The sequence below is a fragment of the Nocardia macrotermitis genome, from assembly GCF_009604405.1.
GTDB classification, from domain to species: Bacteria; Actinomycetota; Actinomycetes; order Mycobacteriales; family Mycobacteriaceae; genus Nocardia; species Nocardia macrotermitis.
Window position 1 is genome coordinate 58,549 of sequence record NZ_WEGK01000014.1, and the last position, 23,501, is coordinate 82,049.

21 protein-coding genes and 1 pseudogene are annotated in these 23,501 nt (G+C 67.2%); 11 read left to right on the top strand and 11 right to left on the bottom strand.

Features of this window, described 5'->3' with window-relative positions; genetic code table 11:
* Positions 1-319: 319 nt before the first annotated feature.
* Positions 320-1,183 (top strand): COG4705 family protein, encoded by an 864-nt coding sequence (locus tag NRB20_RS27980; RefSeq protein ID WP_153414271.1) that lies wholly within the window; start codon positions 320-322, stop codon positions 1,181-1,183.
* Between the two features lie 236 nt (positions 1,184-1,419).
* On the opposite strand, the pseudogene NRB20_RS27985 reads toward NRB20_RS27980, so the two are convergent.
* Positions 1,420-1,973 (bottom strand): annotated as a pseudogene (locus NRB20_RS27985) (carboxylic acid reductase); the annotation flags it as partial.
* Positions 1,974-2,046: 73 nt separating this feature from the next.
* Positions 2,047-2,658 carry an SACE_7040 family transcriptional regulator gene (locus NRB20_RS27990; protein ID WP_153414529.1) on the bottom strand — a complete coding sequence of 204 codons (612 nt, stop codon included), beginning with the start codon at positions 2,656-2,658 and terminating at the stop codon, positions 2,047-2,049.
* A gap of 132 nt (positions 2,659-2,790) precedes the next feature.
* Between NRB20_RS27990 and NRB20_RS27995 the strand changes: the two genes are divergently transcribed.
* The 5 genes from NRB20_RS27995 to NRB20_RS28015 are packed head-to-tail and all read left to right on the top strand — an operon-like array spanning position 2,791 to position 8,930.
* Positions 2,791-4,386: a carboxyl transferase domain-containing protein gene (locus NRB20_RS27995; protein ID WP_153414275.1), complete on the top strand. Its 1,596-nt coding sequence runs from the start codon at positions 2,791-2,793 to the stop codon at positions 4,384-4,386.
* 18 nt (positions 4,387-4,404) lie between these two features.
* On the top strand, positions 4,405-6,438 hold the full coding sequence (locus NRB20_RS28000) for an acetyl-CoA carboxylase biotin carboxylase subunit (protein ID WP_153414277.1): 2,034 nt from the start codon (positions 4,405-4,407) through the stop codon (positions 6,436-6,438).
* On the top strand, positions 6,435-7,598 hold the full coding sequence (locus NRB20_RS28005; protein WP_153414279.1) for an acyl-CoA dehydrogenase family protein: 1,164 nt from the start codon (positions 6,435-6,437) through the stop codon (positions 7,596-7,598). Before NRB20_RS28000 ends, NRB20_RS28005 begins: the two co-directional genes overlap by 4 nt.
* Positions 7,595-8,095 carry a MaoC family dehydratase gene (locus tag NRB20_RS28010; RefSeq protein ID WP_319945492.1) on the top strand — a complete coding sequence of 167 codons (501 nt, stop codon included), beginning with the start codon at positions 7,595-7,597 and terminating at the stop codon, positions 8,093-8,095. The genes NRB20_RS28005 and NRB20_RS28010 overlap by 4 nt, the downstream gene beginning before the upstream one ends.
* A 1-nt stretch (position 8,096) precedes the next feature.
* A complete protein-coding gene (locus tag NRB20_RS28015; protein ID WP_153414281.1) occupies positions 8,097-8,930 on the top strand; it encodes an HpcH/HpaI aldolase/citrate lyase family protein in 834 nt (277 codons plus the stop codon).
* Here NRB20_RS28015 and NRB20_RS28020 read toward each other — a convergent pair whose 3' ends face one another.
* Positions 8,931-9,704, bottom strand: coding sequence for an IclR family transcriptional regulator (locus tag NRB20_RS28020; RefSeq protein ID WP_153414283.1), 774 nt, complete (start codon positions 9,702-9,704; stop codon positions 8,931-8,933).
* Positions 9,705-9,867: 163 nt separating this feature from the next.
* Between NRB20_RS28020 and NRB20_RS28025 the strand changes: the two genes are divergently transcribed.
* From NRB20_RS28025 to NRB20_RS28040, 4 genes are all read left to right on the top strand, one after another.
* Positions 9,868-10,617: a CoA transferase subunit A gene (locus NRB20_RS28025; RefSeq protein ID WP_319945493.1), complete on the top strand. Its 750-nt coding sequence runs from the start codon at positions 9,868-9,870 to the stop codon at positions 10,615-10,617.
* A gap of 70 nt (positions 10,618-10,687) precedes the next feature.
* On the top strand, positions 10,688-11,341 hold the full coding sequence (locus NRB20_RS28030) for a CoA transferase subunit B (RefSeq protein WP_319945494.1): 654 nt from the start codon (positions 10,688-10,690) through the stop codon (positions 11,339-11,341).
* Entirely contained in the window at positions 11,334-12,527 is a 1,194-nt protein-coding gene (locus NRB20_RS28035) for an acetyl-CoA C-acetyltransferase (protein WP_153414287.1), read from the top strand. The genes NRB20_RS28030 and NRB20_RS28035 overlap by 8 nt, the downstream gene beginning before the upstream one ends.
* A gap of 86 nt (positions 12,528-12,613) precedes the next feature.
* Positions 12,614-13,171 carry a TetR/AcrR family transcriptional regulator gene (locus tag NRB20_RS28040; protein ID WP_319945495.1) on the top strand — a complete coding sequence of 186 codons (558 nt, stop codon included), beginning with the start codon at positions 12,614-12,616 and terminating at the stop codon, positions 13,169-13,171.
* Between the two features lie 18 nt (positions 13,172-13,189).
* On the opposite strand, the gene NRB20_RS28045 is transcribed toward NRB20_RS28040, so the two are convergent.
* A complete protein-coding gene (locus NRB20_RS28045) occupies positions 13,190-14,245 on the bottom strand; it encodes a PucR family transcriptional regulator (RefSeq protein ID WP_194290035.1) in 1,056 nt (351 codons plus the stop codon).
* 294 nt (positions 14,246-14,539) lie between these two features.
* Positions 14,540-15,130: a TetR/AcrR family transcriptional regulator gene (locus NRB20_RS28050; protein WP_319945496.1), complete on the bottom strand. Its 591-nt coding sequence runs from the start codon at positions 15,128-15,130 to the stop codon at positions 14,540-14,542.
* A gap of 313 nt (positions 15,131-15,443) precedes the next feature.
* Between NRB20_RS28050 and NRB20_RS28055 the strand changes: the two genes are divergently transcribed.
* The gene (locus NRB20_RS28055) at positions 15,444-17,039 is read left to right on the top strand and encodes a GMC oxidoreductase (RefSeq protein ID WP_153414291.1); all 1,596 of its coding nucleotides are present in this window, start codon (positions 15,444-15,446) and stop codon (positions 17,037-17,039) included.
* Between the two features lie 91 nt (positions 17,040-17,130).
* Here NRB20_RS28055 and NRB20_RS28060 read toward each other — a convergent pair whose 3' ends face one another.
* The 6 genes from NRB20_RS28060 to NRB20_RS28085 all read right to left on the bottom strand — a co-directional run bounded on the left by NRB20_RS28060 (position 17,131) and on the right by NRB20_RS28085 (position 23,475).
* Positions 17,131-18,756 carry an MFS transporter gene (locus NRB20_RS28060; RefSeq protein ID WP_153414293.1) on the bottom strand — a complete coding sequence of 542 codons (1,626 nt, stop codon included), beginning with the start codon at positions 18,754-18,756 and terminating at the stop codon, positions 17,131-17,133.
* Between the two features lie 140 nt (positions 18,757-18,896).
* Positions 18,897-20,366 carry an NAD-dependent succinate-semialdehyde dehydrogenase gene (locus tag NRB20_RS28065; RefSeq protein ID WP_153414295.1) on the bottom strand — a complete coding sequence of 490 codons (1,470 nt, stop codon included), beginning with the start codon at positions 20,364-20,366 and terminating at the stop codon, positions 18,897-18,899.
* An 85-nt stretch (positions 20,367-20,451) separates the two neighbouring features.
* On the bottom strand, positions 20,452-20,850 hold the full coding sequence (locus tag NRB20_RS28070; RefSeq protein WP_153414296.1) for a RidA family protein: 399 nt from the start codon (positions 20,848-20,850) through the stop codon (positions 20,452-20,454).
* Entirely contained in the window at positions 20,847-21,698 is an 852-nt protein-coding gene (locus NRB20_RS28075; RefSeq protein ID WP_153414298.1) for a fumarylacetoacetate hydrolase family protein, read from the bottom strand. The genes NRB20_RS28070 and NRB20_RS28075 overlap by 4 nt, the downstream gene beginning before the upstream one ends.
* Positions 21,695-22,201: a nuclear transport factor 2 family protein gene (locus NRB20_RS28080; RefSeq protein ID WP_153414300.1), complete on the bottom strand. Its 507-nt coding sequence runs from the start codon at positions 22,199-22,201 to the stop codon at positions 21,695-21,697. The genes NRB20_RS28075 and NRB20_RS28080 overlap by 4 nt, the downstream gene beginning before the upstream one ends.
* Positions 22,198-23,475, bottom strand: a complete 1,278-nt coding sequence (locus tag NRB20_RS28085; RefSeq protein WP_153414302.1) for an FAD-dependent monooxygenase — start codon at positions 23,473-23,475, stop codon at positions 22,198-22,200. Before NRB20_RS28085 ends, NRB20_RS28080 begins: the two co-directional genes overlap by 4 nt.
* Positions 23,476-23,501: the final 26 nt, after the last annotated feature.

Genomic DNA, 23,501 nt, shown 5'->3' on the forward strand with positions numbered 1-23,501 from the left:
TGTCGGGCAGATCCGAAACTGCCGCGCCGTGCAACGACACCGACATCGCGGCAAATCCCACCGCTCCCGTATCGACCAGGTGGAAGGCATTACGACGGCGCATCCCCTTGTGCGGCAACCTATTCGGTGCGGATTTCGGAGCATGCGGCGGCTCCGTGGGCGGCATCGGCGAACCGCTGTATCCTCACCTACCGCGAAGGCGGTATCCCGACCCGCGGTCGATCATCGTCTGAACAATCCGTTCATGAGCGATTGGGTACACCCGGCGTACACCGGCCTCTCAGCGTTTCCACAGCGGTTGCCCGGCAGGGTTCGCGGCATGGATTACGCATCGGGTCGGTCGGGACAGGTCGGTGTGGGGAAGCAGCGGGACCCCACGCGCGCCTCGTCGAGTGTGTACAAGCTGCCGCAGATCACCGTGTTGTTCTGGGTGTTGAAGATCGCCGCGACGACGTTGGGGGAGACCGGGGGCGACATGCTGTCGCAGACCCTGAACCTCGGATACGTCGCCGCGTCGGTGTTGTTGTTCTCGATTTTCCTTGTGGCCCTGGTGATTCAGCTGCGGGTGCGCAGATTCGAACCGGGGTTGTACTGGCTGGTGATCGCGGCGACCAGTACCGCGGGCACCACGATGGCCGATCTGCTGACCCGCGGACCGGGTTCGGGGACCTCGACCGCGGGCGGGCTGGGGTACGCCGGTGGCGCGCTGGTGTTGATTGCCGGGCTCGCGCTGGTGTTCGCGGTGTGGAAGGGCACCGGGCTGAGCTACGACGTCACGAAGGTCACCACCTTCCGCGGCGAGCTGCTCTACTGGGCCGCGATCCTGCTGTCGAACACGCTCGGCACCACCACCGGCGACTACCTCGCCGACGAGACCGGACTCGGGTATTGGCGTGCGGCAGTGGTGATTTCGGTGGTGATGGCGCTGATCCTTGCCGCCCACTACTTCACCCGGATCTCCGGCGTCGTGCTGTTCTGGGCCGCGTTCATCCTGACCCGCCCCCTGGGCGCCACCGTGGGCAACTACCTGTCCAAAGAGCGCGAGAAGGGCGGCCTGGAACTGGGCACCTACACGGTCTCGGCGATCCTGGCCGTAGTACTGATCGCGGGGGTCGTCTATACGTACGTCGCCATACGCCGTGCCGCACAACCGAATACGCGCGAGTTGGTGCAGGCGGAGTGAGTTCGACTCCGTCGTAGATCAGCGTGCCATGTTGGCCGGGCAGCCCGTCGCTCGCGCGTCGGGCTGCCCGGCCATGGTGTGCGCATGGGGAATTCAGCAATCGGGTACCGCGCCCGACGTCCGGGACCGGATACCGCCACTGTGCGTCGGGTGGACTGTGAATTCACTGAGGGATGTCTGAAGTCGCGCAACACTTTTCGAGGTTCCGGGGCAGGCATCCCCTGCCCCGGAACGAGTTACAGGAGTCCGAGCTGTTCCAGGTCGTCTATGTACTTGACGATGAGGCCGGGGGTTACCTGTGGGATGTCTTGGCGTCCACCGACTTCGGCGTCGGCGACCGCGCGGCGGAATTCGTCCGTGGGGGCGATTACGCCGTTGATCGGGGTGTCCGGTTCGGCGTAGTTGTGCAGTAGAGGAGGAGGGAGTGGCGGCGTTGTTTGTCCGGTAGTGCCTTGATCGCGGTTTCGAAGCGGGTCAGCCAGTCCGGGTAGTTGTCGACTCGGGTGATGGGGTGGCCCGCGTCTATGAGCCAGTCGACGTAGGTGTCCAGGGAGATGCCGTCGTCGTGGGGGTTGAACAGGTGGTAGGTGCGGTGGTCGGGGGCGGGGCGGGTGCCCAGGGTGTTCACGGCCTCGGCGCTGAAATCGACTGGGAGACCGTCGTAGTGGGCGCGGGGGCGGGTGCCGTCCTGCTGCAGGGTGTAGAAGGACTTCGGTGCCAGGCCGGTGGCGACCAGCGTGAGCATGAGCCGAGTGAACATGTCGGGCACATTGAGTTGGCCGGTGTAGGTGTCACAGGCATCGCGCAGACGAGCATGTCGACTGGAAGACGGCTGATTCAGCTCTGTCGGGTCCGTGGGGTGTTCACACGCCGGGTGCCAATGCGGCGATGGTCATGCGCCGCAACACATCTCGAGTGACAACCGGCGAGGTCCGTCCCATGCTGTGCGGGGTCGAGTTGATCAGGCCGAACGTGGCGTGCGCCTTGGTGCGAGCCTCGGTCTCCGACAGGTCCGGATCGGTCTCGCGCAGCACCTGCACCCACAGTTCGACGTAGCGCCGCTGGTACCGGCGCACCTGGCGGCGGGCCGGGTCGGGCAGGGCGGCCAGGTTGCGGTCCTGGATGCGGATCAGATCGGACTCGCCGAGCGCGAAGTCGAGATGGAATTCGATCAGACCCGCCAGCGCGGTCGCGGGGTCGGCGGTGGCGGTGACGACGTCGGTGCCGCCCTCGAACAGGCGGGCGCTGATGCCGACGAGCAGTTCGGCCAGCACCGCTTCCTTGTTCGGGAAGTGCCGGTAGACCGCGGGCCCGCTGATGCCCGCGGCCGAACCCAGATCCTCGAGCCGGACCCCGGTGTATCCGCGTTCGGCGATCAGGCGGGCGGCGGCCTCGAGCAGCTGCCGCCGCCGGTCGGCCTTGGCCAGGCTGCGGCGGGTGAGTCGCGGTTCGTCGCTCGGGTCGTGATCGGGCAGCACCGTCGAATCTCCTCTCCGCGCACGGGGTGTGGACAACTCAGTTAATCACAGTTATCTTGAATTCGGTGATCGAGGATTAACCGAATCGACTCGACGGTCACGGATGACCGGATTACGACGGGCGGCGAGATGGGTCTGGACCGAGGCGGCGACAGGGCCGAGCACGAGCGTCTGGTGGCGGAACTGCGCGAGCAGCTCCGGGTGGCCGCGCTGGGCGGCGGCGAGAAGGCCCGGCAGCGGCACCTCGACCGCGGCAAACTGCTGCCGCGCGACCGGGTGAACACTCTGCTCGATCCCGGCAGCCCGTTCCTCGAACTCTCGCCCCTGGCGGCGAACGGCCTCTACGACGACCAGTGTCCGGGCGCGGGCATGATCTCGGGCATCGGCCGGATCTCGGGCCGCGAATGCGTGATCGTCGCCAACGACGCCACGGTCAAGGGCGGCACCTACTACCCGGTCACGGTGAAGAAGCACCTGCGCGCGCAGGAGGTGGCGCTCCAGAACCGGCTGCCCTGCATCTACCTGGTCGATTCGGGTGGCGCGTTCCTGCCCCGGCAGGACGAGGTCTTCCCGGATCGCGAACACTTCGGCCGCATCTTCTACAACCAGGCCACGATGAGCGCCCAGGGTATCGCGCAGATCGCGGCGGTGATGGGGTCCTGCACGGCGGGCGGCGCGTATGTTCCGGCGATGAGCGACGAGGCGGTGATCGTGCGCAATCAGGGCACGATCTTCCTGGGTGGCCCGCCGCTGGTGAAGGCGGCGACCGGTGAGGTCGTCACGGCCGAGGAACTCGGGGGCGGGGATCTGCACTCGAAGGTTTCGGGGGTGACCGATCATCTGGCCGCCGACGATCACGACGCGCTGCGGATCGTCCGGAACATCGTTGCCACGCTGGGACCGCGCGCGCCGCGGCCGTGGGAGGTGACTCCCGCGCTCGATCCGGTCGCGGATCCGGCCGAGCTGTACGACGTGGTGCCCACCGATTCGCGCACGCCCTACGACGTGCACGAGGTGATCGGCAGAATCGTCGATCATGGTGCGGGACAAGGTGATTCGGGCTTCCAGGAGTTCAAGGCCGAATACGGCAAGACCCTGGTCACCGGATTCGCCCGCATTCAGGGACATCCGGTCGGCATCGTCGCGAACAACGGCGTGCTGTTCGGTGAATCGGCGATGAAGGGCGCGCACTTCATCGAGCTGTGCGACAAGCGCAGCATCCCACTGTTGTTCCTGCAGAACATCACCGGCTTCATGGTCGGCCGCGAGTACGAGGCCGCCGGCATCGCCAAACACGGCGCGAAGATGGTCACCGCCGTCGCGTGCGCGCGGGTGCCGAAGCTGACCGTGGTGATCGGCGGCTCCTACGGCGCGGGCAACTATTCGATGTGCGGGCGCGCGTATTCGCCACGCTTCCTGTGGATGTGGCCCAACGCCCGCATCTCGGTCATGGGCGGTGAACAGGCCGCCTCGGTGCTGGCGACCGTCCGCAGCGACCAGCTCGACTCCTCCGGCAAGCCGTGGTCGCCGCAGGACGAGGAGGCGTTCAAGGCCCCGATCCGCGAACAGTACGAGGCCCAGGGCAACCCGTACTACTCGACCGCGCGCCTGTGGGACGACGGGATCATCGACCCCGCCGATACCAGAACCGTTCTCGGACTGGCGCTTTCGGTCTGCGCGAACGCCCCGATCGAGCCGGTGTCCTACGGCGTGTTCCGGATGTGACGGCAGAGAAGGATGATGATGACGACAGCAGCCGGACGCGACGGGGATCGGGCGGGCCTGTTCGACACCGTACTGGTGGCCAATCGCGGTGAGATCGCGGTGCGGGTCATCCGCACCCTGCGCGCCATGGGTATTCGCTCGGTCGCGGTGTACAGCGAGGCCGACGCGGACGCGCGGCACGTGCGCGAGGCCGATGTGGCGGTGCTGCTCGGGCCCGCCGCGGCCCGCGAGAGTTACCTCGATATCGGCAAGGTGGTGGATGCCGCGCGTCGCACGGGGGCGCAGGCGGTGCATCCCGGATACGGATTCCTTTCCGAGAACGCGGGTTTCGCCGCCGCGCTGGAGGCGGCGGGCATCGTCTTCCTCGGGCCGTCCGCGCGCGCGATCGAGGTGATGGGCGACAAGATCACCGCGAAGAACGCGGTCGCGGCCTTCGACGTGCCGGTGGTGCCCGGTATCGCGAAGCCGGGGCTCACCGACGCCGAGCTGATCGCCGCGGCCACCGAGATCGGCTATCCGGTGCTGGTCAAACCGTCGGCGGGCGGTGGCGGCAAGGGGATGCGGATGGTCGAGGATCCGGCCGAGCTGCCCGCCGCGTTGATCAGTGCCCGGCGGGAGGCGGCCTCGGCGTTCGGGGACGACACCTTGTTCCTGGAGCGATTCGTGTTGCGGCCCAGGCATATCGAGGTGCAGATCCTCGCCGACAACCACGGCAACGTGATTCATCTCGGTGAACGCGAGTGCAGTTTGCAGCGGCGGCACCAGAAGGTGATCGAGGAAGCGCCCTCGCCGCTGCTGGACGAGGCCACGCGGGCAAGGATCGGCGCGGCGGCCTGCGCCACGGCTCGCAGTGTCGACTACGCGGGTGCGGGGACGGTCGAGTTCATCGTTTCGGCGGATCGTCCGGACGAGTTCTTCTTCATGGAGATGAACACCCGATTGCAGGTCGAGCATCCGGTCACCGAAATGGTTACCGGCCTGGACCTGGTCGAATGGCAGGTGCGGGTCGCGGCCGGTGAGAAGCTGACCATCGCGCAGGACGAGATCACGCTGACAGGGCACGCGATCGAGGCCCGCGTCTACGCGGAGGATCCCGCGCGCGGCTTCCTGCCCACCGGCGGCACGGTCGTGGACCTGGTCGAACCGTCCGGCGCAGGTGTTCGGGTGGATTCCGGGCTGCGCACCGGGACGGTCGTCGGCAGCGATTACGACCCGATGCTGGCGAAGGTGATCGTGCACGGCGCGGATCGCGCGACCGCGCTGCGCGGCCTGGATCGGGCGTTGGCGGGGACGGCGGTACTCGGCGTCGTCACCAATGTCGAGTTCGCGCGGTTCCTGCTCGCGGATCCGGACGTGGTGGCGGGTCGGCTCGACACCGGGCTGCTGGATCGGCGGGTGGCGGATTTCGTCGCGGCCGAGCCGTCGGACGCGCAGGTCATCGCGGCCGGGGCGTTCCGGTGGCTGAGTCTGTGGCCCAGCGGCGCGGCCGATCCGTGGGAGGTGCCGAGCGGGTGGCGGGTCGGCGATCGCGAGCCGACCACACTGCGGCTCGCGGTGGGCGGCGGTGTGGTGCACGTCCGCATCGCCGGAAGTCCCGACGTGGCGTCCGTCACCGTCGAAGACGGTGAACCGCGAACCCTGACCGCGTCGCTGACCGGGTCCGAGCTGCGCGTGACGATCGACGGCCTGAGCGAGACCTACCGCGTCGCCGAGCAGGACGAAAACCTCTGGCTGGCAACATCTTCCGGAGTCGTGACGATCCGCGAGGTCGCGCGCGAGCACACCCGCGCCGGTGACGCGCACGCCGGTGAGGCCGAGCTGACCAGCCCGATGCCCGGCTCGGTCATCGCCGTCGGCGTCGAATCCGGAACCACCGTGACCGCGGGCACGACGATCGTGGTCGTGGAGGCGATGAAGATGGAGCACGCGCTCACCGCACCCGTCGACGGCACCGTCGAAATCCATGTCTCCACCGGCGATCAGGTCAAGGTCGACCAGTTGCTGGCCCGGGTCATCCCCATCGAACAGCACGAGGAAGGCGACCAGAAATGACCGACTATCTATCCACCGGGGCGCTACCGGAGGAGTACGCCCAGCTGGCGAAGACGGTCCGCGACTTCACCCGCTCGGTGGTCGCGCCGGTCGCCGCCGAACACGACCGCAACCACACCTTCCCGTACGAAGTGGTTTCGGGGATGGCCGAACTCGGGCTGTTCGGGCTGCCGTTTCCCGAGGAGTACGGCGGGCAGGGCGGCGACTACTTCGCGCTGTGCCTGGCGCTCGAGGAACTCGCCAAGGCCGATCAGTCCGTCGCGATCACGCTCGAGGCGGGCGTCTCGCTGGGTGCGATGCCGATCTACCGGTTCGGCAACGAGGCGCAGAAGCAGGAGTGGCTGCCGCAGTTGACGAGCGGAAAGTCGTTGGCCGCCTTCGGTTTGACCGAACCGGGCGCGGGCAGCGACGCCGGGGGCACGCGCACCACCGCCCTCGCGGACGGCACGGACTGGGTGATCAACGGCAGCAAGCAGTTCATCACCAACTCCGGCACCGATATCACCAAGCTGGTCACCGTGACTGCCGTGACGGGCGTGAAAGACGGTGGGAAGAAAGAGATCTCGACCATCCTGGTCCCGACTTCGACGCCGGGATTCACCGCCGAACCCGCGTACGACAAGGTCGGTTGGCACGCCTCGGACACGCACCCGCTCAGCTTTGACGATGTCCGGGTGCCGCAGGAGAACCTGCTCGGCGAGCGCGGGCGCGGTTACGCGAACTTCCTGCGCATCCTGGACGAGGGCCGCATCGCGATCGCGGCGTTGTCCGTGGGCGCGGCGCAGGGCTGCGTGGACGAATCGGTCCGATATGCCAAGGAGCGCGAGGCATTCGGGCGGCCGATCGGCGCGAATCAGGCGATCGCGTTCAAGATCGCGCGCATGGAGGCCCGCGCGCACACCGCCCGCACCGCCTACTACGACGCGGCGGCATTGATGTTGTCGGGCAAGCCTTTCAAGAAGCAGGCGTCGATCGCGAAGCTGGCCGCGAGCGAGGCGGCGATGGACAACGCCCGCGACGCGACGCAGATCTTCGGCGGCTACGGCTTCATGAACGAATACGCGGTGGCCCGGCACTACCGGGACTCGAAGATCCTGGAGATCGGCGAGGGCACCACCGAGGTGCAGCTGATGTTGATCGCGCGGGAGGCGGGACTGTGAGCGAGTCGGTGGACGCGAAGCCGCGTCGAATCGTGCAGCGCGGCTTGTGGTTCGAGGAGTTCGAGACCGGTGCGGTGTACGAGCACCGGCCCGGACGCACGGTGACCGAGGCCGACAACGTCCTGTTCACCACGTTGACGATGAACACCCAGGCGCTGCACCTGGACGCCGCGTTCGCGGACGAGCTGCCGCCGTTCAACGCGCGACTGGTGAATTCGATGTTCACCCTGTCCACGCTGGTCGGCCTGTCCGTGGCGCAGCTGACCCAGGGCACCATCGTCGGCAACCTCGGATTCTCCGAAATCGCCTTCCCCAAACCGGTTTTCCACGGCGACACGCTCTACGCGGAGACCGAGATCGTGGAGAAGCGCGAATCCAGGAGCCGTCCGGGGGAGGGCATCGTCACCTTCGCCCACACCGGGCGCAATCAGCACGGCGATGTCGTCGCGACCGCCGTCCGCAAGACGATGGTCCGCAAGCGGCCGGAAGGACAGTGAGATGAGTGCGACGGAGTGGACCCCGGCGGGTCCGGCGTGGTTGTTCTGCCCGGCCGATCGGCCCGAACGGTTCGCCAAGGCCGCGGCGGTCGCGGATGTGGTGATCCTCGACCTCGAAGACGGTGTGGCGGCGGCGGATCGGGCGGCGGCGCGGCGGGCGATCATCGATACGCCGCTGGATCCCGCGCGAACCGTGGTGCGCGTCAACGCATCCGGGACCGAGGATCAGCGGTTGGATCTCGAGGCGTTGGCCCAGACGCGGTACACGCGCCTGATGTTGCCCAAATGTGAGTCGGCGGAACAGGTTTCGGCGCTCGCGCCGCGCGAGGTGATCGCGTTGATCGAATCGCCGCTGGGTGTGCTGACGGTCGCGGAATCGGCGCGGGCGGCCAATACGGTGGCCGTGATGTGGGGTGCGGAGGATCTGGTCGCGGGTCTCGGTGGCACGGCCAGCCGGCGCGCGGACGGTTCGTACCGCGACGTCGCGGTGCAGCTGCGGTCGAGCTGCCTGCTGGCGGCCAAGGCGTACGGCAAGCTGGCGCTGGACGGGGTGTTCCTGGACATCAGGGATCTCGACGGATTGCGCGCGGAATCCGATGACGCCGTCGCGGTCGGATTCGATGTGAAGGTGGCGATCCACCCGAGTCAGGTGGCGGTGATCCGCGACGCGTACGCGCCGACCGACGCGGAATTCGATTGGGCCAGCAGGGTTCTGGCCGCCGCCGGGAACGAGCGCGGGGTGTTCAGTTTCGAGGGGAAGATGGTGGACGCCCCGGTGTTCCGGCACGCCGAGCAGATCGTGCGTCGGGCGGGGGACCGGCAGGCCGCGCACTGATCACTGTGATTTGAGCCGGACCGAGAGCCGATGGGCATGCTCCAGCAGGAGTGTGCCCAACTCGGTTCTCCTGGGCTCCCGGAAACGGGTTTCGACGCCGGTGAGGCTCAATGCCCACGCCGGACGTCCGGCCCGATCGAATACCGCCGCGCCCATACCCCAGCTGCCTTCGACTATGAGTCCCGGATTGACGGCGTAACCATCGGCCAAGGTTGTCGCGATCCGTTGGCGCACTTGATCTTCCGAATGCACCTCACCCCACTCGGCGGCGAGATCCGTGTGACTCAGATAGTCGTCGATCTCCCGGCCCGGCAGGTGACTCAGAATCGCCAGGCCCGCCGAGGCCACGCCCAGCGGGAAACGTTTACCTTCGTGCAGCACGTGCGAGCGCAGCGGAAAGCTGCCCTCGCGGCACAGGATGCAGACCGTCTCATCGCCCCGATGGGCGGACAGGAACGCGCTCTCCCCGGTCAGCCGGGAGATCTGATCGACTATGTCGCGGGCCTGATCGGTGATGTCGTAGCGGTTCGTGGCCACCGCGCCGAGCAGATACAACTCGGGGCCGAGCAACCACCGTCCGGTCTTCGCGTCCCGATCGGCGAGACCCTGTTCGGCCAGCGAGACCAGGAGCCGATGCGCCGTGGGGCGGGCCAGGCCCGTCGTATTGGCCAGTTCGGTGGTCGACGCGCCATCGGATCGGTACGCGCTGATGGCCCGCAGCAGGCGTGCCGCGCGCTCGACCACGTGCGAACTCTCCTGCGTTGCTCGGGTCATCTCACGAAGTATAGACGCGCGTTCACTGAGTGAACGCGTGAGTGTGGGCGCGGCCGGATATCGAGCACTTCCCGCGAACCGCTTTCCAGATAGAGCCTGGATATTGTTCACTACCGGGAACGAAGGACGACGTCCGTTCAGTGGACGAAAGGTGCGGTACCCGGTGGCGGTGAAGATATACGACTCGGCGGCCGAGGCCGTCGCGGACATTCCCGACGAAGCCTCGCTCGCGGTCGGCGGATTCGGCCTGTGCGGCATTCCGAACGCGTTGATCGGCGCGCTGGCCGAGCGCGGGGTGTCCGGGCTCGAGGTGTTCTCCAACAACTGTGGCGTCGACGACTGGGGTCTGGGAATCCTGTTGTCGGCCGGGCGGATTCGGCGCGTGACCGCGTCGTACGTGGGTGAGAACAAGGAGTTCGCGCGGCAGTACCTGGCCGGTGAGCTGGAGGTCGAACTCACCCCGCAGGGCACCCTCGCCGAGCGACTGCGCGCCGGTGGCGCCGGGATTCCGGCGTTCTACACCCCGGCCGGGGTCGGCACGCCGGTGTCCGAGGGCGGGCTGCCGTGGCGCTACAACTCCGACGGTTCGGTGGCGATCGCCTCGCCGCCCAAGGAGATTCGCGAATTCGGCGGCCGCGACTACGTGCTCGAGGAGTCGATCGTCGCGGACTACGCGCTCGTGCACGCCGAAATCGCCGACACCCTGGGCAATCTCGTGTTCGACAAGACCGCGATGAACTTCAACCCGCTGGCCGCGATGGCCGGGCGGACCACCGTCGTGCAGGTCGAAAAGCTGGTGCGGCCAGGGGAACTCGATCCCTCGCAGGTGCATCTGCCGGGTGTGTTCGTGCAGCGGCTGGTGCATACGGGCGTGCAGGAGAAGCGAATCGAGAAGAGGACGGTATCGGCATGAGCGGTCAGGCGCGGAGGAGGCAGCGGAGCGTAACCACGCAGCGCCCCGCTCATGACGGAAAGGATGCAGCGTGAGCTGGACCCGGGAGCAGATGGCCGCGCGGGCGGCGGCCGAGATGGTCGACGGTGAGTACGTGAATCTGGGGATCGGGCTGCCGACGCTGATTCCGAACCACCTGCCCGCGGGCGTGAACGTGGTGCTGCATTCGGAGAACGGGATCCTGGGCACCGGCCCGTACCCGACCGAGGACGCGGTGGATCCGAACCTCATCAACGCGGGCAAGGAAACCGTGACGGTGAATCCGGGTGCGGCGTTCTTCGATTCGGCGTTGTCGTTCGGGATGATTCGCGGCGGGCACATCGATACCGCGGTGCTGGGCGGTATGCAGGTCTCGCACGACGGCGACCTGGCGAACTGGATGGTGCCGGGCAAGATGGTCAAGGGCATGGGCGGCGCGATGGACCTGGTGCACGGCGCCCGGCGGGTCATCGTGCTCATGGAACACACCGATCGGGACGGCGGCCCGAAGATCGTCGAGCGGTGCACGCTGCCGTTGACCGGAAAAGCCGTGGTGCAGCGCATCATCACCGATCTCGGGGTGATCGACGTGCAGGACGGGGCGTTGCTGCTGCGCGAGCTGGCACCCGAGGTGACCGTCGAACAGATCACTGCCGCAACAGGTTACGAGTTGACCGTCGCCCTGGAGGAGCAAGCCCATGTCTGACGCACATACTTCCGTCATCGTCTCGGGAGCCCGGACCCCGGTCGGTCGGCTGCTCGGCGGATTGTCCGGGTTCAGCGGTTCGGAGCTGGGCGGGTTCGCGATCAGGGCGGCGCTCGAAAAGGGCGGTGTGGCACCGGAACTGGTCGATTACGTCATCATGGGGCAGGTGTTGACCGCCGGGGCCGGGCAGATTCCGGCGCGTCAGGCCGCGGTGGCCGCGGGCATCTCGATGAACGTTCCGGCGTTGACGATCAACAAGGTGTGCCTGTCGGGCATCAACGCGATTGCCTTGGCGGATCAGCTGATTCGCGCGGGGGAGTACGAGATCGTGGTGGCCGGTGGGCAGGAGTCCATGAGCCGCGCGCCGCATCTGCTGACCAAGAGCCGTGAAGGTTTCAAATACGGCGACACCACCCTCGACGATCACATGATCGCGGATGGTTTGCAGGACATCTTCACCGGCGAGGCCATGGGGACGCTCACCGATGCCCGCAATGCCGTGGACGCCATCAGCCGCGATGATCAGGACGCCTTCGCCGCCGCGTCACATCGCAATGCGGCCGCGGCCTGGAAGAACGGTGTATTCACCGATGAGGTGACGCCGGTGTCGGTGCCGCAGCGCAAGGGCGACCCGATCGTGATCGGCGAGGACGAGGGCATCCGGGCCGACACCACCGTCGAGTCGCTGGCCAAGTTGCGTCCCGCCTTCGCCCCCGACGGCACCATCACCGCGGGTTCGGCCTCCCAGATCTCCGACGGCGCGGCCGCGGTGGTCGTGATGAGCAAGGCCAAGGCGCAGGAGCTGGGCCTGAGCTGGATCGCGGAGATCGGCGCGGCAGGCGTGGTCGCCGGACCCGACTCCACATTGCAGGAACAGCCCGCCAACGCCATCGCCAAAGCCTGTGCGCGAGAAGGTATCTCCCCGACCGATCTGGATCTGGTGGAGATCAACGAAGCGTTCGCCGTCGTCGGGATCGCCTCCGCGCGCAAGCTCGGCATCGATCCGGAGAAGGTCAATGTCAACGGCGGCGCGATCGCCATCGGCCACCCCCTCGGCATGTCCGGCGCTCGCATCGTGCTGCATCTGGCGTTGGAGTTGAAGCGTCGTGGCGGCGGCATCGGCGCGGCCGCGCTGTGCGGTGGCGGCGGTCAAGGCGACGCACTGATCGTTCGCGCGGTGGGCTAGCGGTCGGCAGCGCGCAAGGCGGTCCCGAACGGCGGTCGGATAGTCTCGATGACGTGGAAGCTGGCTCCGGTTCGACGAATGGTGTCGTGACTCGGTCCGGATACAGCGCGGCCAAGCGGCGGACCATCGACACGGCACTGCGACTGTTCGCCGAGCACGGAGTCAGCGGCACCTCGTTGCAGATGATCGCCGACGCCCTCGGGATTACGAAAGCGGCTGTCTACCACCAGTTCCGGACCAAGGACGAGATCGTGGTCGCGGTCGTGGAATCCGAGCTGGCCGGATTGACGGCGGCGGTGTCGGTCGGCGATCAGCTGGCGGACGACGAGCGGGCGCGGCGGGTGACGGTCGAGCAGGTCGTCGCGCTCGTGGTGCGGCGGCGGCAGCTGGTCGGCATGTTGCAGACCGATCCGGTGCTGGTCCGGTCGCTCGCGGAGAACGAGGCGTTCCAGCGGATGATCGGGGGACTGATCGCGGCGCACATCGGCGATGTGGGGGACAGCGGCGTGCGGGTGAAGGTCGCGATGATCTCCGCCGCGGTCGGCGGCGCGGTCACCCATCCGCTCGTGGCGGATCTGGACGACGAGGTGCTGTACACCCATCTGCTCGAGATCACCCACCGGCTGCTCGAGATCCCCGGCTGAGCGCATCGGCGAGGTCGTTCACCCGGTGGCGCTGAGCAAGCCGGCGCGGCTGCGGGCGATCACCGCGGACCACAGTGTCCACTGACCCGACGGGATCAGCGGATCGAATCCGGTGAGCGCCGCGACGCGCTTGAGCCGATAGTCGACGGTGTTGACGTGGATGTTGAGCCGGTGCGCGATCGCCTGGCGGCTCAGGACACCGGGCAGGTGCAGGCGCAGGGTCTGCATCAGGTGCGGGGCGTGCTCGATCGGGGCGAGCACCGCGGCGAGCTGGTCGCGGGCCGGGCCCGGACGGGTCAGCTGGTATTCCACGGCCAGATCCGCGAGCCGGTACAACTTGCCGATGCGGCCGAAAACCAGTGCCAGATCGAGTAATTCGTGCGCGTGGCGGACCGCGCCGGCGATCGTGTCGGGGGTCGCGGCGGTGGTGGCCGCGGTGAGGCCGACTCCGGCCGCCGCGGACAGCCGGGTGAGCAGGCGGTCCAGTACCGCATCCTCGACGGGCGCGGGGATCAACAGGGTGCCGCCCTGATCCGACAGCCGGGCCAGTGCGGTGCGCCCGGTCCGGCGTTCGAGTTCGAGGGTGACCTTGGTCCTTGCGTCGGGACGCAGCGGGCCACGCCCGCGACGCAGCGGAAACGCCACCGCCACCGCCGCGTAGGACCGTGCGACCGCGATACCGCACTCGCGGGACAGTCCGGTGGTGTCCCGGCCGTCGAGCAGTGCGGAGATCAGGCGCTGTCGCGGGGACTGTCGGTCGCCGAGTTCGGTCAGATACGCGGTCGATATCGTCGCCAGCACCGTGGTCAGGGTTTCCACGACCGTGTCGGGGAGTCCGGAATCGGTTGTGGCGCAGGAATTCAGGCGGCATGCGTGCACGACGCCGTCGGTCAGCTGTTTGTGCACGATCTCCAGTGGGATTCCCGCCTGCGCCCATTCGATGGCGGCTGCCTCGGCCTCGGGGACGGTGCGAGCGGTGATCGTGCCGCGCGAGATGGCATCGATCAGCGCCCGGCGGGTGCGTGTGCCCAGGTGGTCGGAATCAGCGGGAAGTGGTGTGAGAGCGAGGGACATCGAACCACCTGAGTTCATTTCTGCCTCCGCGTCTCGTCGTCGAGTTGTGAGCGATGGGAGGTCGGAATATCGAGAAGCGTCGTACGTCGAAACCGTGACCTAGCCGATCAGCTAGTCAGAGGCTAGCCTAACGGCAAGCCGGGGACAAGGCCCGTTCGAGTGCCGGTCACTGTCTCGTCCGGCCGGTGCTGTATGGCCGCTCTCGGTAACCGCACCTAGCCGATCAACTAGTGTTGTTTGCGGAATGTGTGCCCGTATTCCGGGAGGTCGCGGAATTTTATTTCTCGCCCGGAATCATCCGGGCAATCTGAACAACCGTTGTGCCAGATGCATCAAATGAGAACGCAGAGTTGCGTTGTCGAAATTCGCGACCAGCGGATGCGCGGCGGCGCCGCTGATGGCCGCCATCAGCATCGCGGCCGGCACCTCCATCGTCCCGGCCGAATCGCCCGTCTCGAGCACCGCGAACAGTCGCTCCATGACCCGGTGGAACGGCTCGTAGTCCGCCAGGAACTCGACGATGACCGGATCGGTCTGCAACATCCCGACCATGCCGCGACGCTCGATCGTGAGGTCGATCATCCGGCTCAGCAGCATCTCACGGGCGGTGACATCGCACTGTTCGGCCTCGGCCTCGTCCACCGCGGCCGCGAGCCAGGCCAGTTCTGTGGTGGCCACCCCGAGCACGATGTCGAACTTCGTGCGGAACTGGAAATAGATGGCGGCCTTGGTCACCCCGACCGCGTCGGCGATCATCTGCAGCGAGGTGCCGCTGACGCCGTGCTGGCTGAACAATTCGACCGCCGCGGCGATGGTTCGAGCCTGCGCCGCGCTGTATGCACCGCGATCCGCCGAATCGGCCAGCACAGCGTCGAAGGAACTCACGGAACGAGAATAGAGGAAGGCGCGCGGGGGCGGTAACCGAGTCGCGGACCGCCGATGCGCGGTGCCGCGATTGTTGTGGGCGGAGTCAGGTTTTCCGACGCCGGGCCTGTTGGTTCCCCGGATATCCGGTGCGCGGATTGAGCCCGGCCGGTCCCGACGTTAACGTGCATTCCGCAGTCCGAGGGAATTCGTATTCCTCATACAACCACGTCGATGCAGGTCGACTTCGCCGAGTCGTGACGTTTCGCAGGTCGTTGTTCCGCGCGGTGAATTCGATGCCGAGTGCATTTCCTGCGTATTTGGAGGTCGATCGATGTCTGTCATCACCCGTCGCGCGCTACTCGGTGGTGCGGTGGCGGCGGGGATAGCCGGTGCGGGAACGGGATCGGCGAACGCCGTGGGCGGGATCGGTGCGGCGGTGGGCCGGGCGCGGATCGTGCGCGAGGACCATCGGGTGATCGTGATCGGGTCCGGCTTCGGCGGCGGTGTCACCGCGTTGCGGCTGGCGCAGGCCGGTGTGCCGGTGCTGGTGCTCGAACGCGGACGCTGGTGGCCGACCGGGCCGAACTCGGAGACCTTCCCGCACGCGACCTCGCCCGACAAACGCATGCTCTGGTACGGGTCCGCGCCCCGATTGTTCGGCAAGACGGTCGGTTTCGATCCGTACGCGGGTCTGCTCGAGACGGTGACCAGCCCGAATATGACCGCGTTGTGCGCGGCCGGGGTCGGCGGCGGATCGCTGGTGTATCAGGGCATGACCCTCGAACCGGCGAAAGCGGCGTTCGAGAGCCAGCTTCCGGCGCAATTGGACTGGGACACCATGCATCGGGTCCACTACCCGCGAGTGGCGAAGATGCTCCAGATCGCCGTCGCCCCTGACGAATTGATCAAGACCCGCAACTACACGGCCGTGCGCGTGTTCGCCGAACATGCACGCCGGGCCGGGCTGCCGGTGTCGAAGATCCCGATGCCGATCGACTGGAACTACGCCCTGGACGAGATCCGCGGCCGGATGAAACCGTCGTACACCAACGGCGACGGCGCGCTGGGAGTGAACAACGGCGGCAAGCATTCGGTCGATGTCACCTATCTGGCCGCGGCGATGGCGACGGGCAGGGCCACGGTCGCCTCACTGCATCACGTCACCGAGATCGAGCGTGCCAAGGACGGCCGCTGGATCGTGCACGTGGACCGGACCGACGACTCGGGCAAGGTGCTGGAGAACAAGATCCTCACCACCCCGACACTGGTCATGGCCGCGGGCAGCCTGAACACCACCCGGCTGCTCGTACGCGCCGCCGCCACCGGCCGCATCCCGGACCTGCCCGACGGGCTCGGCGGCGGCTGGGGCACCAACGGCGACCGCATCTACACCTGGACCTGCCTGGACGCCGATATCGGCTATCCGCAGGGCGGCCCGGTCGTCTACGGCAGCCTGAACTGGGAGAATCCCGCTACCGCCGCGACGGTGATCCAGGCGTCGATTCCCCCGATGGGCCTGGACGCGCGCACCACGATGCTGGTCGGCTACGGCGTCAGCAATGCCCGCGGCCGTTTCGTCTACGACTCCGGCCGGGGCGAGGCGGTGCTCGAGTGGGCGAAGGAGGGTGACGCCGACGCGCAGAACGGCTACATCGGGCCGCTGGTCCGCAAGGTCGCGGGCCCGGCGAGCGTGCTCACCGACACCAATGCGATCATGCCCTCCACCTGGCATCCGCTGGGCGGCGCGCCGATGGGCACGGTCTGCGATCTGGACGGGCGGGTGCACGGGCAGCGCGGTCTCTACGTGCTGGACGGTGCGTTGATTCCGGGCAACTGCGCGGCGTGTAATCCGTCCATGACCATCGCGGCGGTCGCCGAACGGGCCCTGGACAATCTGGTCCGGCACGATGTGGGTTCGATCATCTGATGCTCGCGGCGCGAAACACGCTGGTGTGAAACGAAATTCGAAGGTGCGGGCCGGGTACCGATCGGTACCCGGCCCGCACCTTCGGCGGTGACTACGCGGTGATGATTCCCGCCGTACTCGGCTTACGTCCGTGCCGCATCACCAGCGCGATGACCAGGGCGACCAGGACCAGTGCGGCCATGAACCAGAAGGTCAGCACGTAGGCGCGGTCGGCGAACACCTGGGGGATGGGCTGGGTGACCGAATGCCCCATCACGTCGATGTGCGCTTGCAGCGGATGCGCGGCCTGGAACGCGGCCAGGATCGCGGTGCCGATGGCCGAGCCCAGACCCATCGTGACGCCCAGCATGCCCGAGCCGATGCCCTGCTGTTCCTCGGGCAGGGCGTCGACGATCAGGACCGAGCCCGCGGTGTAGAACAGCGCGAATCCGATGCCGAAGACCCCGGCCAGGATCGCGAAGATCTGCCACGAGTAGTGCGGGATGGCCAGGGCGAAACCGGCCGCGCACACCGCGGTGATCACGCAGGCGACGATCGCGTGGAACCGGACCCCGATCCGCCGCGCCAGCAGTCCGCTGATCGGGCCGACGATCATGGCCACGATGCCGGTCGTGATGCCGATGTGCAGGGCGTAGGCCAGCAGGCTGAAACCGCTGCCGTAGTGGTATCCGGGATCGAGACCCACGTGCACCAGCGACGCGGGCAGCGTGACCCCGGTCATCTGATGTGCCTGTGCCACAACGCCTTGCACCACGGACTCCTTCAGGCCGTCCGGACTCGGCGTCTGGGTCATGTAGCCGGTGGCGGTCGGCATCACCGCGAGCACGCCGACGCCGAACAGCATCAGCAGCAGGGTGAGCGCGACCTTCGGGCTCAGCAGCAGGCGAACATCCATGATCGGTGCGCTGGAACGGAATTCGATCAGCACGAAGGCGGCCACGAGCAGCAGGCCGCCGATCAGCCAGGCCAGTGTGGCCGGATGCCCCCACTTCCACTCCTGACCCTTGTCGACGTAGATCAGGATCAGCATGGTGCCGGCCGAGAGCGCGAGAATGCCGAAGGGCTGGATGCGTTGGCGCACACGGAGTTTGCTCTCCGGAACCACCACGGCCATCACCGCCATCGCGGCCACCACGTAGATCGCCAGGAACCAGAACATCGCGCGCCAGTCGAAGTTGTCGACCAGCAGTCCGGCCACGACCGGACCCAGCACCGCGGAGAATCCGACGCCGCTGGCCACCACGCCCAGGCTGATCGGAATGTGCTTGCGCGGCAACAGATCCCGGACCAGGCCGTAGGTGATCACGGTCATCGCGACGGTGAACGCCTGCAATCCGCGGCCGATCAGGAACACCCACCAGTTGCTGGTGATCGCGTCGAGCAGGCTGCCGACCAGGAAGAACACCCCGCACAGCAGGAAGATCCGCTTCTTGCCCCACATATCGCTGAGCTTGCCCAGGATCGGCGTGGTCGCCGCGCCGACAATGCCCGGCAGGATCACCGCCCAGTTGATGTCGGCCCCGACGTCGGAGAACGTCTTGGTGATCTTCTGTAGGGCCGAGCCGACCATCGTCAGCTGGAAGGTGGTGACTTCGGACAGCAGCACCATGGCGACCACGATGGCGAGGATCCGCCAGCGTGAGGCGTCGTCGGCGAGGCGGCCGGTATCGGGCTGCTCGATATCGTCCGATTCCGGAGTGTTGGGCAAGGTGGCCATCGGCCCTCCCACGCGGGTTGGTAACAATACTCTTCGAAAGGTAGAGCGTTGTTCTCATGGTGTCCGGCGTATGCGCCCTGTGAATTCACACAGGAATATGCGCTGATCTGCTGGCGCGTGGGGCTGATCCGAGTCCTCGACTACGCGAAGGGGTCGGGGGTCATGGTGTATTTGGTGTGGAGGTACTCCTCGATACCTTCCGGGCCGCCTTCGCGACCCAGGCCGGATTGTTTCCAGCCGCCGAAGGGGGCCGCGGCGTTGGAGACCACGCCGACGTTGAGGCCGGTCATGCCCGTTTCGAGGCGTTCGATGAGACGTTGTGCGCGGGTGAGGTTTTCGGTGTAGACGTAGGAGACCAGGCCGTATTCGGTGGCGTTGGCGAGGTGGACGGCCTGGTCCTCGGTGTCGAAGGGGACGATGGCCAGGACGGGGCCGAAGATCTCCTCCCGGAGGATTCGGCTGTCGGCGGGGACATTGCCGAGAACCGTTGCGGGGAAGAAGGATCCGGGGCCTTCGACGGCATTGCCGCCGATCAGGACCGTCGCTCCGCGGGTCACCGCGTCGCCGACCAGGTCGTCGGCCTTGCGGACCGCGCGGTCGTCGATCAGGGGGCCGATGGTGACGCCGTCCTCGGTGCCGCGACCCATGGTGAAGGTGCGCACGCGGTCGGTGACGCGGCGGGTGAATTCCTCCACCACGTCGCGGTGTACGAGGAATCTGTTGGCCGCCGTGCACGCCTGGCCGATATTGCGGAACTTGGCGGCGATCGCGCCGTCGACCGCGCGGTCCAGGTCGGCGTCCGCGAAGACCAGGAACGGGGCGTTGCCGCCGAGTTCCATCGATGTGCGCAGGACATTGCCGGCCGCCTGCGCCAGCAGCAGCTTGCCGACCGGCGTGGAGCCGGTGAAGGAGAGCTTGCGCAGTCGCGGATCGGTGAGGATGGCGGTGGAGACCGGTCCGGCGGAGGTCGTGGTGACGACGTTCAGCACGCCGTCGGGAAGTCCTGCGTCCCTGAGGATCTGGGCCAGCAACAGGGTGGTCAGGGGAGTGAGTTCGGAGGGTTTGAGCACCACCGTGCATCCGGCGGCCAAGGCGGGGGCGATCTTTCGGGTCGCCATGGCGAGCGGGAAGTTCCACGGGGTGATCAGGTAGCACGGCCCGACCGGATGCCGAGTGATGATCATCCGCCCGGAGTTCTCCGGCGTGCTGCCGTAACGTCCGGTGATCCGGGCCGCCTCCTCGCCGAACCAGCGCAGGAATTCACCGCCGTAGGTGACCTCACCCCGGGCCTCGGCGAGCGGTTTGCCCATCTCGAGGGTCATCAGCAATGCGAGATCTTCGGCACGTTCTCGCACGAGTTCGAAAGCGCGGCGCAGGATTTCGGCACGGGCACGCGGTGCGGTGGCCGCCCATCCCGGGAACGCGTCGCACGCGGCGTCGAGCGCGGCACGCCCGTCCGCGACATCCGCGTCGACGACCTGTTTGATCCGTGCCCCGGTCGCGGGATCGTGCACCGCGAACCGAGCGCCGGAGTTCGCCGGACGCCAGGCGCCCGCGATCAACAATCCCTCGGGAACCTCGGCGAGCAGCTCGGCTTCACTCGAGCTCATGGATACTCCTCGAATTCTATTGGCGTAGTGGGGGAATGGGCGCGCACCGCGACTGCCGGGCGGTGGGCGCCCACGTGTTCCGGTCTCACCCTGCGGCGGACTCGTCGAGAACGGCCAGTAGATCGCAGTGGATCAGGCTGCCGCCGTCGAGTTGCGCGGCGACGGCTTGACGCGCGGGCCGGGTCGCGGGGTCCGGGAACATGGCCAGCCATTCCCGGTTCAGCGCCTCCCGATCGCGGTAATCCACCAGCCGGAACGTCATCTTCAGGATGTCGTCCGTGGTACCCCCGGCCGCGCCCAGCAGTGCGCGCACGTGCTCGAAAACGTTGGCGCACTGGCGATCCAGGCTGTCCGGCAGCTCACCGGTGACCGGGTCGCGTCCGGTGAGCACGCCCGACGCGAGGAACGGGCCGATGCGGCTGCCGACCGGAATCGGGTTGGTGTGTGCGAACCCGGGCGGATTCACGCTGACCCGCCGACTCATTCCGCGATCACCCGGTTCTCGATGACGCCCAGGCCGTCGATCTCGGCCCGCACCACATCGCCCGGCACCAGGAAATCGCCTGTGGGAGCGCCGATTCCGGACGGTGTGCCGGTGGCCAGGACATCACCGGGCATGAGCGTCATGACCTGGGTGAGATACGCGATCTGCTCGTAGATGTCGTAGATCATGTCGTCGGTCGCCCAGTCCTGGCGGATCCGGCCGTTGACGGTCAGGGTCATGTGCAGATTCAGCGGATCGGCGATCTCGTCGTCGGTGGTCAGCCACGGTCCCAGCGGCCCGTGCGTATCGAAGGATTTGCCGAGAGTGAATGTGGGAGAACGCTTGTGCAGCCAATCGCGCACCGAAACGTCGTTCGCCACGAGGTATCCCGCGATCACCGACCGGGCGTCCTCGACGGCAACGTGCCGACACCGCCGCCCGATCACCACGGCCAGTTCGATCTCGTAGTCCAGCTCATCGGAGATCCCGGGTTTCACGATCTCGTCGTAGGGACCGACGATGCAGGAGGTCTGCTTGTTGAACCACATCTGGCTGGTCGGAATCGGAATCCCGGCCTGGCGGGCCTCCTCGGCATGGGCCTTGTAGTTCATGCCGATACCGAGATATTTCTGCGGGTTGTCGATCGGGGCCTCGAGCACCACGTCGGACAGTGCGTGGCTCGGCCCCTCGGCGGCCAGGATCGCGTCCTTCAACTCGTCCAGCCGGGGCAGGATCGCTCGCAGCGAGGTCCCGACACCGGGCACGTCGGAGATGTCGGTGAGCTTGTCGCCGTCCACGCGCCCGAGCCGGGATGTGTTGTCGCCGAGGCGATATCGTGCGATTCTCATGCGTTCTCGGCTCCGTTCTCCGCGCGGGTGTCGATGGTGTCGCCCGCGGTGTCCTCGACCAGTTCCGATTCCAGTGCGGGCCACAGGTGTTCGCCGTCGGGGGTCAGCTGGAAGTTGAGGAAGACCCACGCCCCGTCCGCGCGCCGTCGCAGCACCTGGGTGCACGCCCCGGCGACGATGCGGTCACCGCCCTCGGGCGTGCGCAGGTGATTGATCAGCCGCCCGGTCAGGATCGCCACGTCCGTGCCGATCAGCCTGAGCCGCAACTGCTCTCGGCGCATCTCGATGTACGCCTGGCGCTTCTCGACGTGCTCGAGCAGTTGCGCCTTGCTGTGCGTGAGACCGGGCGCGTGGATGTGCACCAGCGAGTCGTCCATCAGCTCGCCGAGCCCCGCGGTGTCCGCGGCCATCAACGTCTCGTGCCGCCGCTTTTCGACGGCGAAGATCTCCTGCCGGGTCCGCTCATCGGCGAAAGTCACTGGCGTGCCGTCCGATTCGCTCATCGCGCGGCCTGCTGCGCGTACTGGGTGCGGAATCCCGTGGCGTCCCCGGCGTCGTGACCCGGACGCGGCTGACCCACCAGAGCGTGGTACTTGCTGAAGATCTCGTCGGCCTCGGCCAGCGGCAGCACCTCCTCGATATCGGTGAACCGCTCACCGTTCGTGCGCTCCTCGACCATCCGCCGGATGACCTCGTACCCCTCACCGCGATGCGACAGCACGATCCCGTTCACCATCGCCAGCCGCTGCGCCTCGAACGCGACCAGCGCCTCGTGCGGATCCTCGATCGTGGCGAGCTTCTCCGCCAGCGCGGACCCGTCGACGATCGACTGGCACGCGCCGTTCCCGCCGCGCGGATACATCGCGTGCGCGGCGTCGCCGATCAGCACGACCCGCCCGTCGACCCAGCTCTCCAGCGGTTCGTGCCGGATCAGCGGGAACAGGTAGACCTCGCCCGCATTGCGCAGCATTTCCTGCACGTCCAGGAACGGGATCTCGGTGTTGTCGTAGTACGGCAGGATCTCCTCGATCGTGCCGAGCTGGTTCCAGTCCTCGATCGATTCGTCGCGGGTGGCCTCGACCACCCAGTTGACCAGCGTCTTTCCGGAGTCCTGCCAGTTGTCGGCGATCGGGTAGACGATCATGCTGGAGATCTGCGGTGCGCCGATGTGCAGGATGGTGCCGCCCGTGGCGAACGGGTCCATCAGCGTGGTGCCGCGCCACATGGTGATGCCCGAGTACACCGGCTCCGCGCTCTCGGGATGCATCTGACGGCGCACCACCGATTTGATGCCGTCCGCGGCGATGACCACATCGGCGACGATCTGCCCGGTCGAGCCGTCGCCGTACTCGATATCCAGGGTGACCTTGTCGTCCTGCTGCCGATACCCCAGCGTGCGCGCGCCCAGGACCACCGAGTCCGCGCCGAGCCGCTCCAGCACGGTCCGGTACATCAGCATCTGCAACACGCCACGGTGCACGAAACGCTGTTCGTGCAGGTAGCCCATGTGCACGCCGCACAGTTCGGCGTAGATCTCCTGGCCGTACTTGTTGTAGAAGATCGACTCCTTCGCGTCGACCGAGATGGCGCGGAACTCCTCGAGCAGATCGAGTTCCTCGAACTCCGCGGTGCCGTAGACCTTGACGTCGATGCCGACGCCCAGCGGCTTCAACTCGGGCACCGTCTCGTAGATGCGCGGCTGGAAACCCTTCTGGTGCAAGCGAAGTGCCGCTGCTAGACCGGCCGGGCCGGCTCCGATGATGGCGATCTCGGTCATCGTGTCCTCGTTCTGCTGGGTGTTGA

Bases quoted from the DNA above. Each gene is read 5' to 3' on its own strand.
- NRB20_RS28015 (WP_153414281.1), top strand. From the start codon at position 8,097: ATGAGTGCGACGGAGTGGACCCCGGCGGGTCCGGCGTGGTTGTTCTGC.
- NRB20_RS28060 (WP_153414293.1), bottom strand. From the start codon at position 18,756: ATGGCCACCTTGCCCAACACTCCGGAATCGGACGATATCGAGCAGCCC.
- NRB20_RS28005 (WP_153414279.1), top strand. From the start codon at position 6,435: ATGACCGACTATCTATCCACCGGGGCGCTACCGGAGGAGTACGCCCAG.
- NRB20_RS28075 (WP_153414298.1), bottom strand. From the start codon at position 21,698: ATGAGAATCGCACGATATCGCCTCGGCGACAACACATCCCGGCTCGGG.
- NRB20_RS28070 (WP_153414296.1), bottom strand. From the start codon at position 20,850: ATGAGTCGGCGGGTCAGCGTGAATCCGCCCGGGTTCGCACACACCAAC.
- NRB20_RS27980 (WP_153414271.1), top strand. From the start codon at position 320: ATGGATTACGCATCGGGTCGGTCGGGACAGGTCGGTGTGGGGAAGCAG.
- NRB20_RS28035 (WP_153414287.1), top strand. From the start codon at position 11,334: ATGTCTGACGCACATACTTCCGTCATCGTCTCGGGAGCCCGGACCCCG.
- NRB20_RS28045 (WP_194290035.1), bottom strand. From the start codon at position 14,245: ATGTCCCTCGCTCTCACACCACTTCCCGCTGATTCCGACCACCTGGGC.
- NRB20_RS28085 (WP_153414302.1), bottom strand. From the start codon at position 23,475: ATGACCGAGATCGCCATCATCGGAGCCGGCCCGGCCGGTCTAGCAGCG.
- NRB20_RS28020 (WP_153414283.1), bottom strand. From the start codon at position 9,704: ATGACCCGAGCAACGCAGGAGAGTTCGCACGTGGTCGAGCGCGCGGCA.
- NRB20_RS27995 (WP_153414275.1), top strand. From the start codon at position 2,791: ATGGGTCTGGACCGAGGCGGCGACAGGGCCGAGCACGAGCGTCTGGTG.
- NRB20_RS28000 (WP_153414277.1), top strand. From the start codon at position 4,405: ATGACGACAGCAGCCGGACGCGACGGGGATCGGGCGGGCCTGTTCGAC.
- NRB20_RS28080 (WP_153414300.1), bottom strand. From the start codon at position 22,201: ATGAGCGAATCGGACGGCACGCCAGTGACTTTCGCCGATGAGCGGACC.
- NRB20_RS28055 (WP_153414291.1), top strand. From the start codon at position 15,444: ATGTCTGTCATCACCCGTCGCGCGCTACTCGGTGGTGCGGTGGCGGCG.
- NRB20_RS28065 (WP_153414295.1), bottom strand. From the start codon at position 20,366: ATGAGCTCGAGTGAAGCCGAGCTGCTCGCCGAGGTTCCCGAGGGATTG.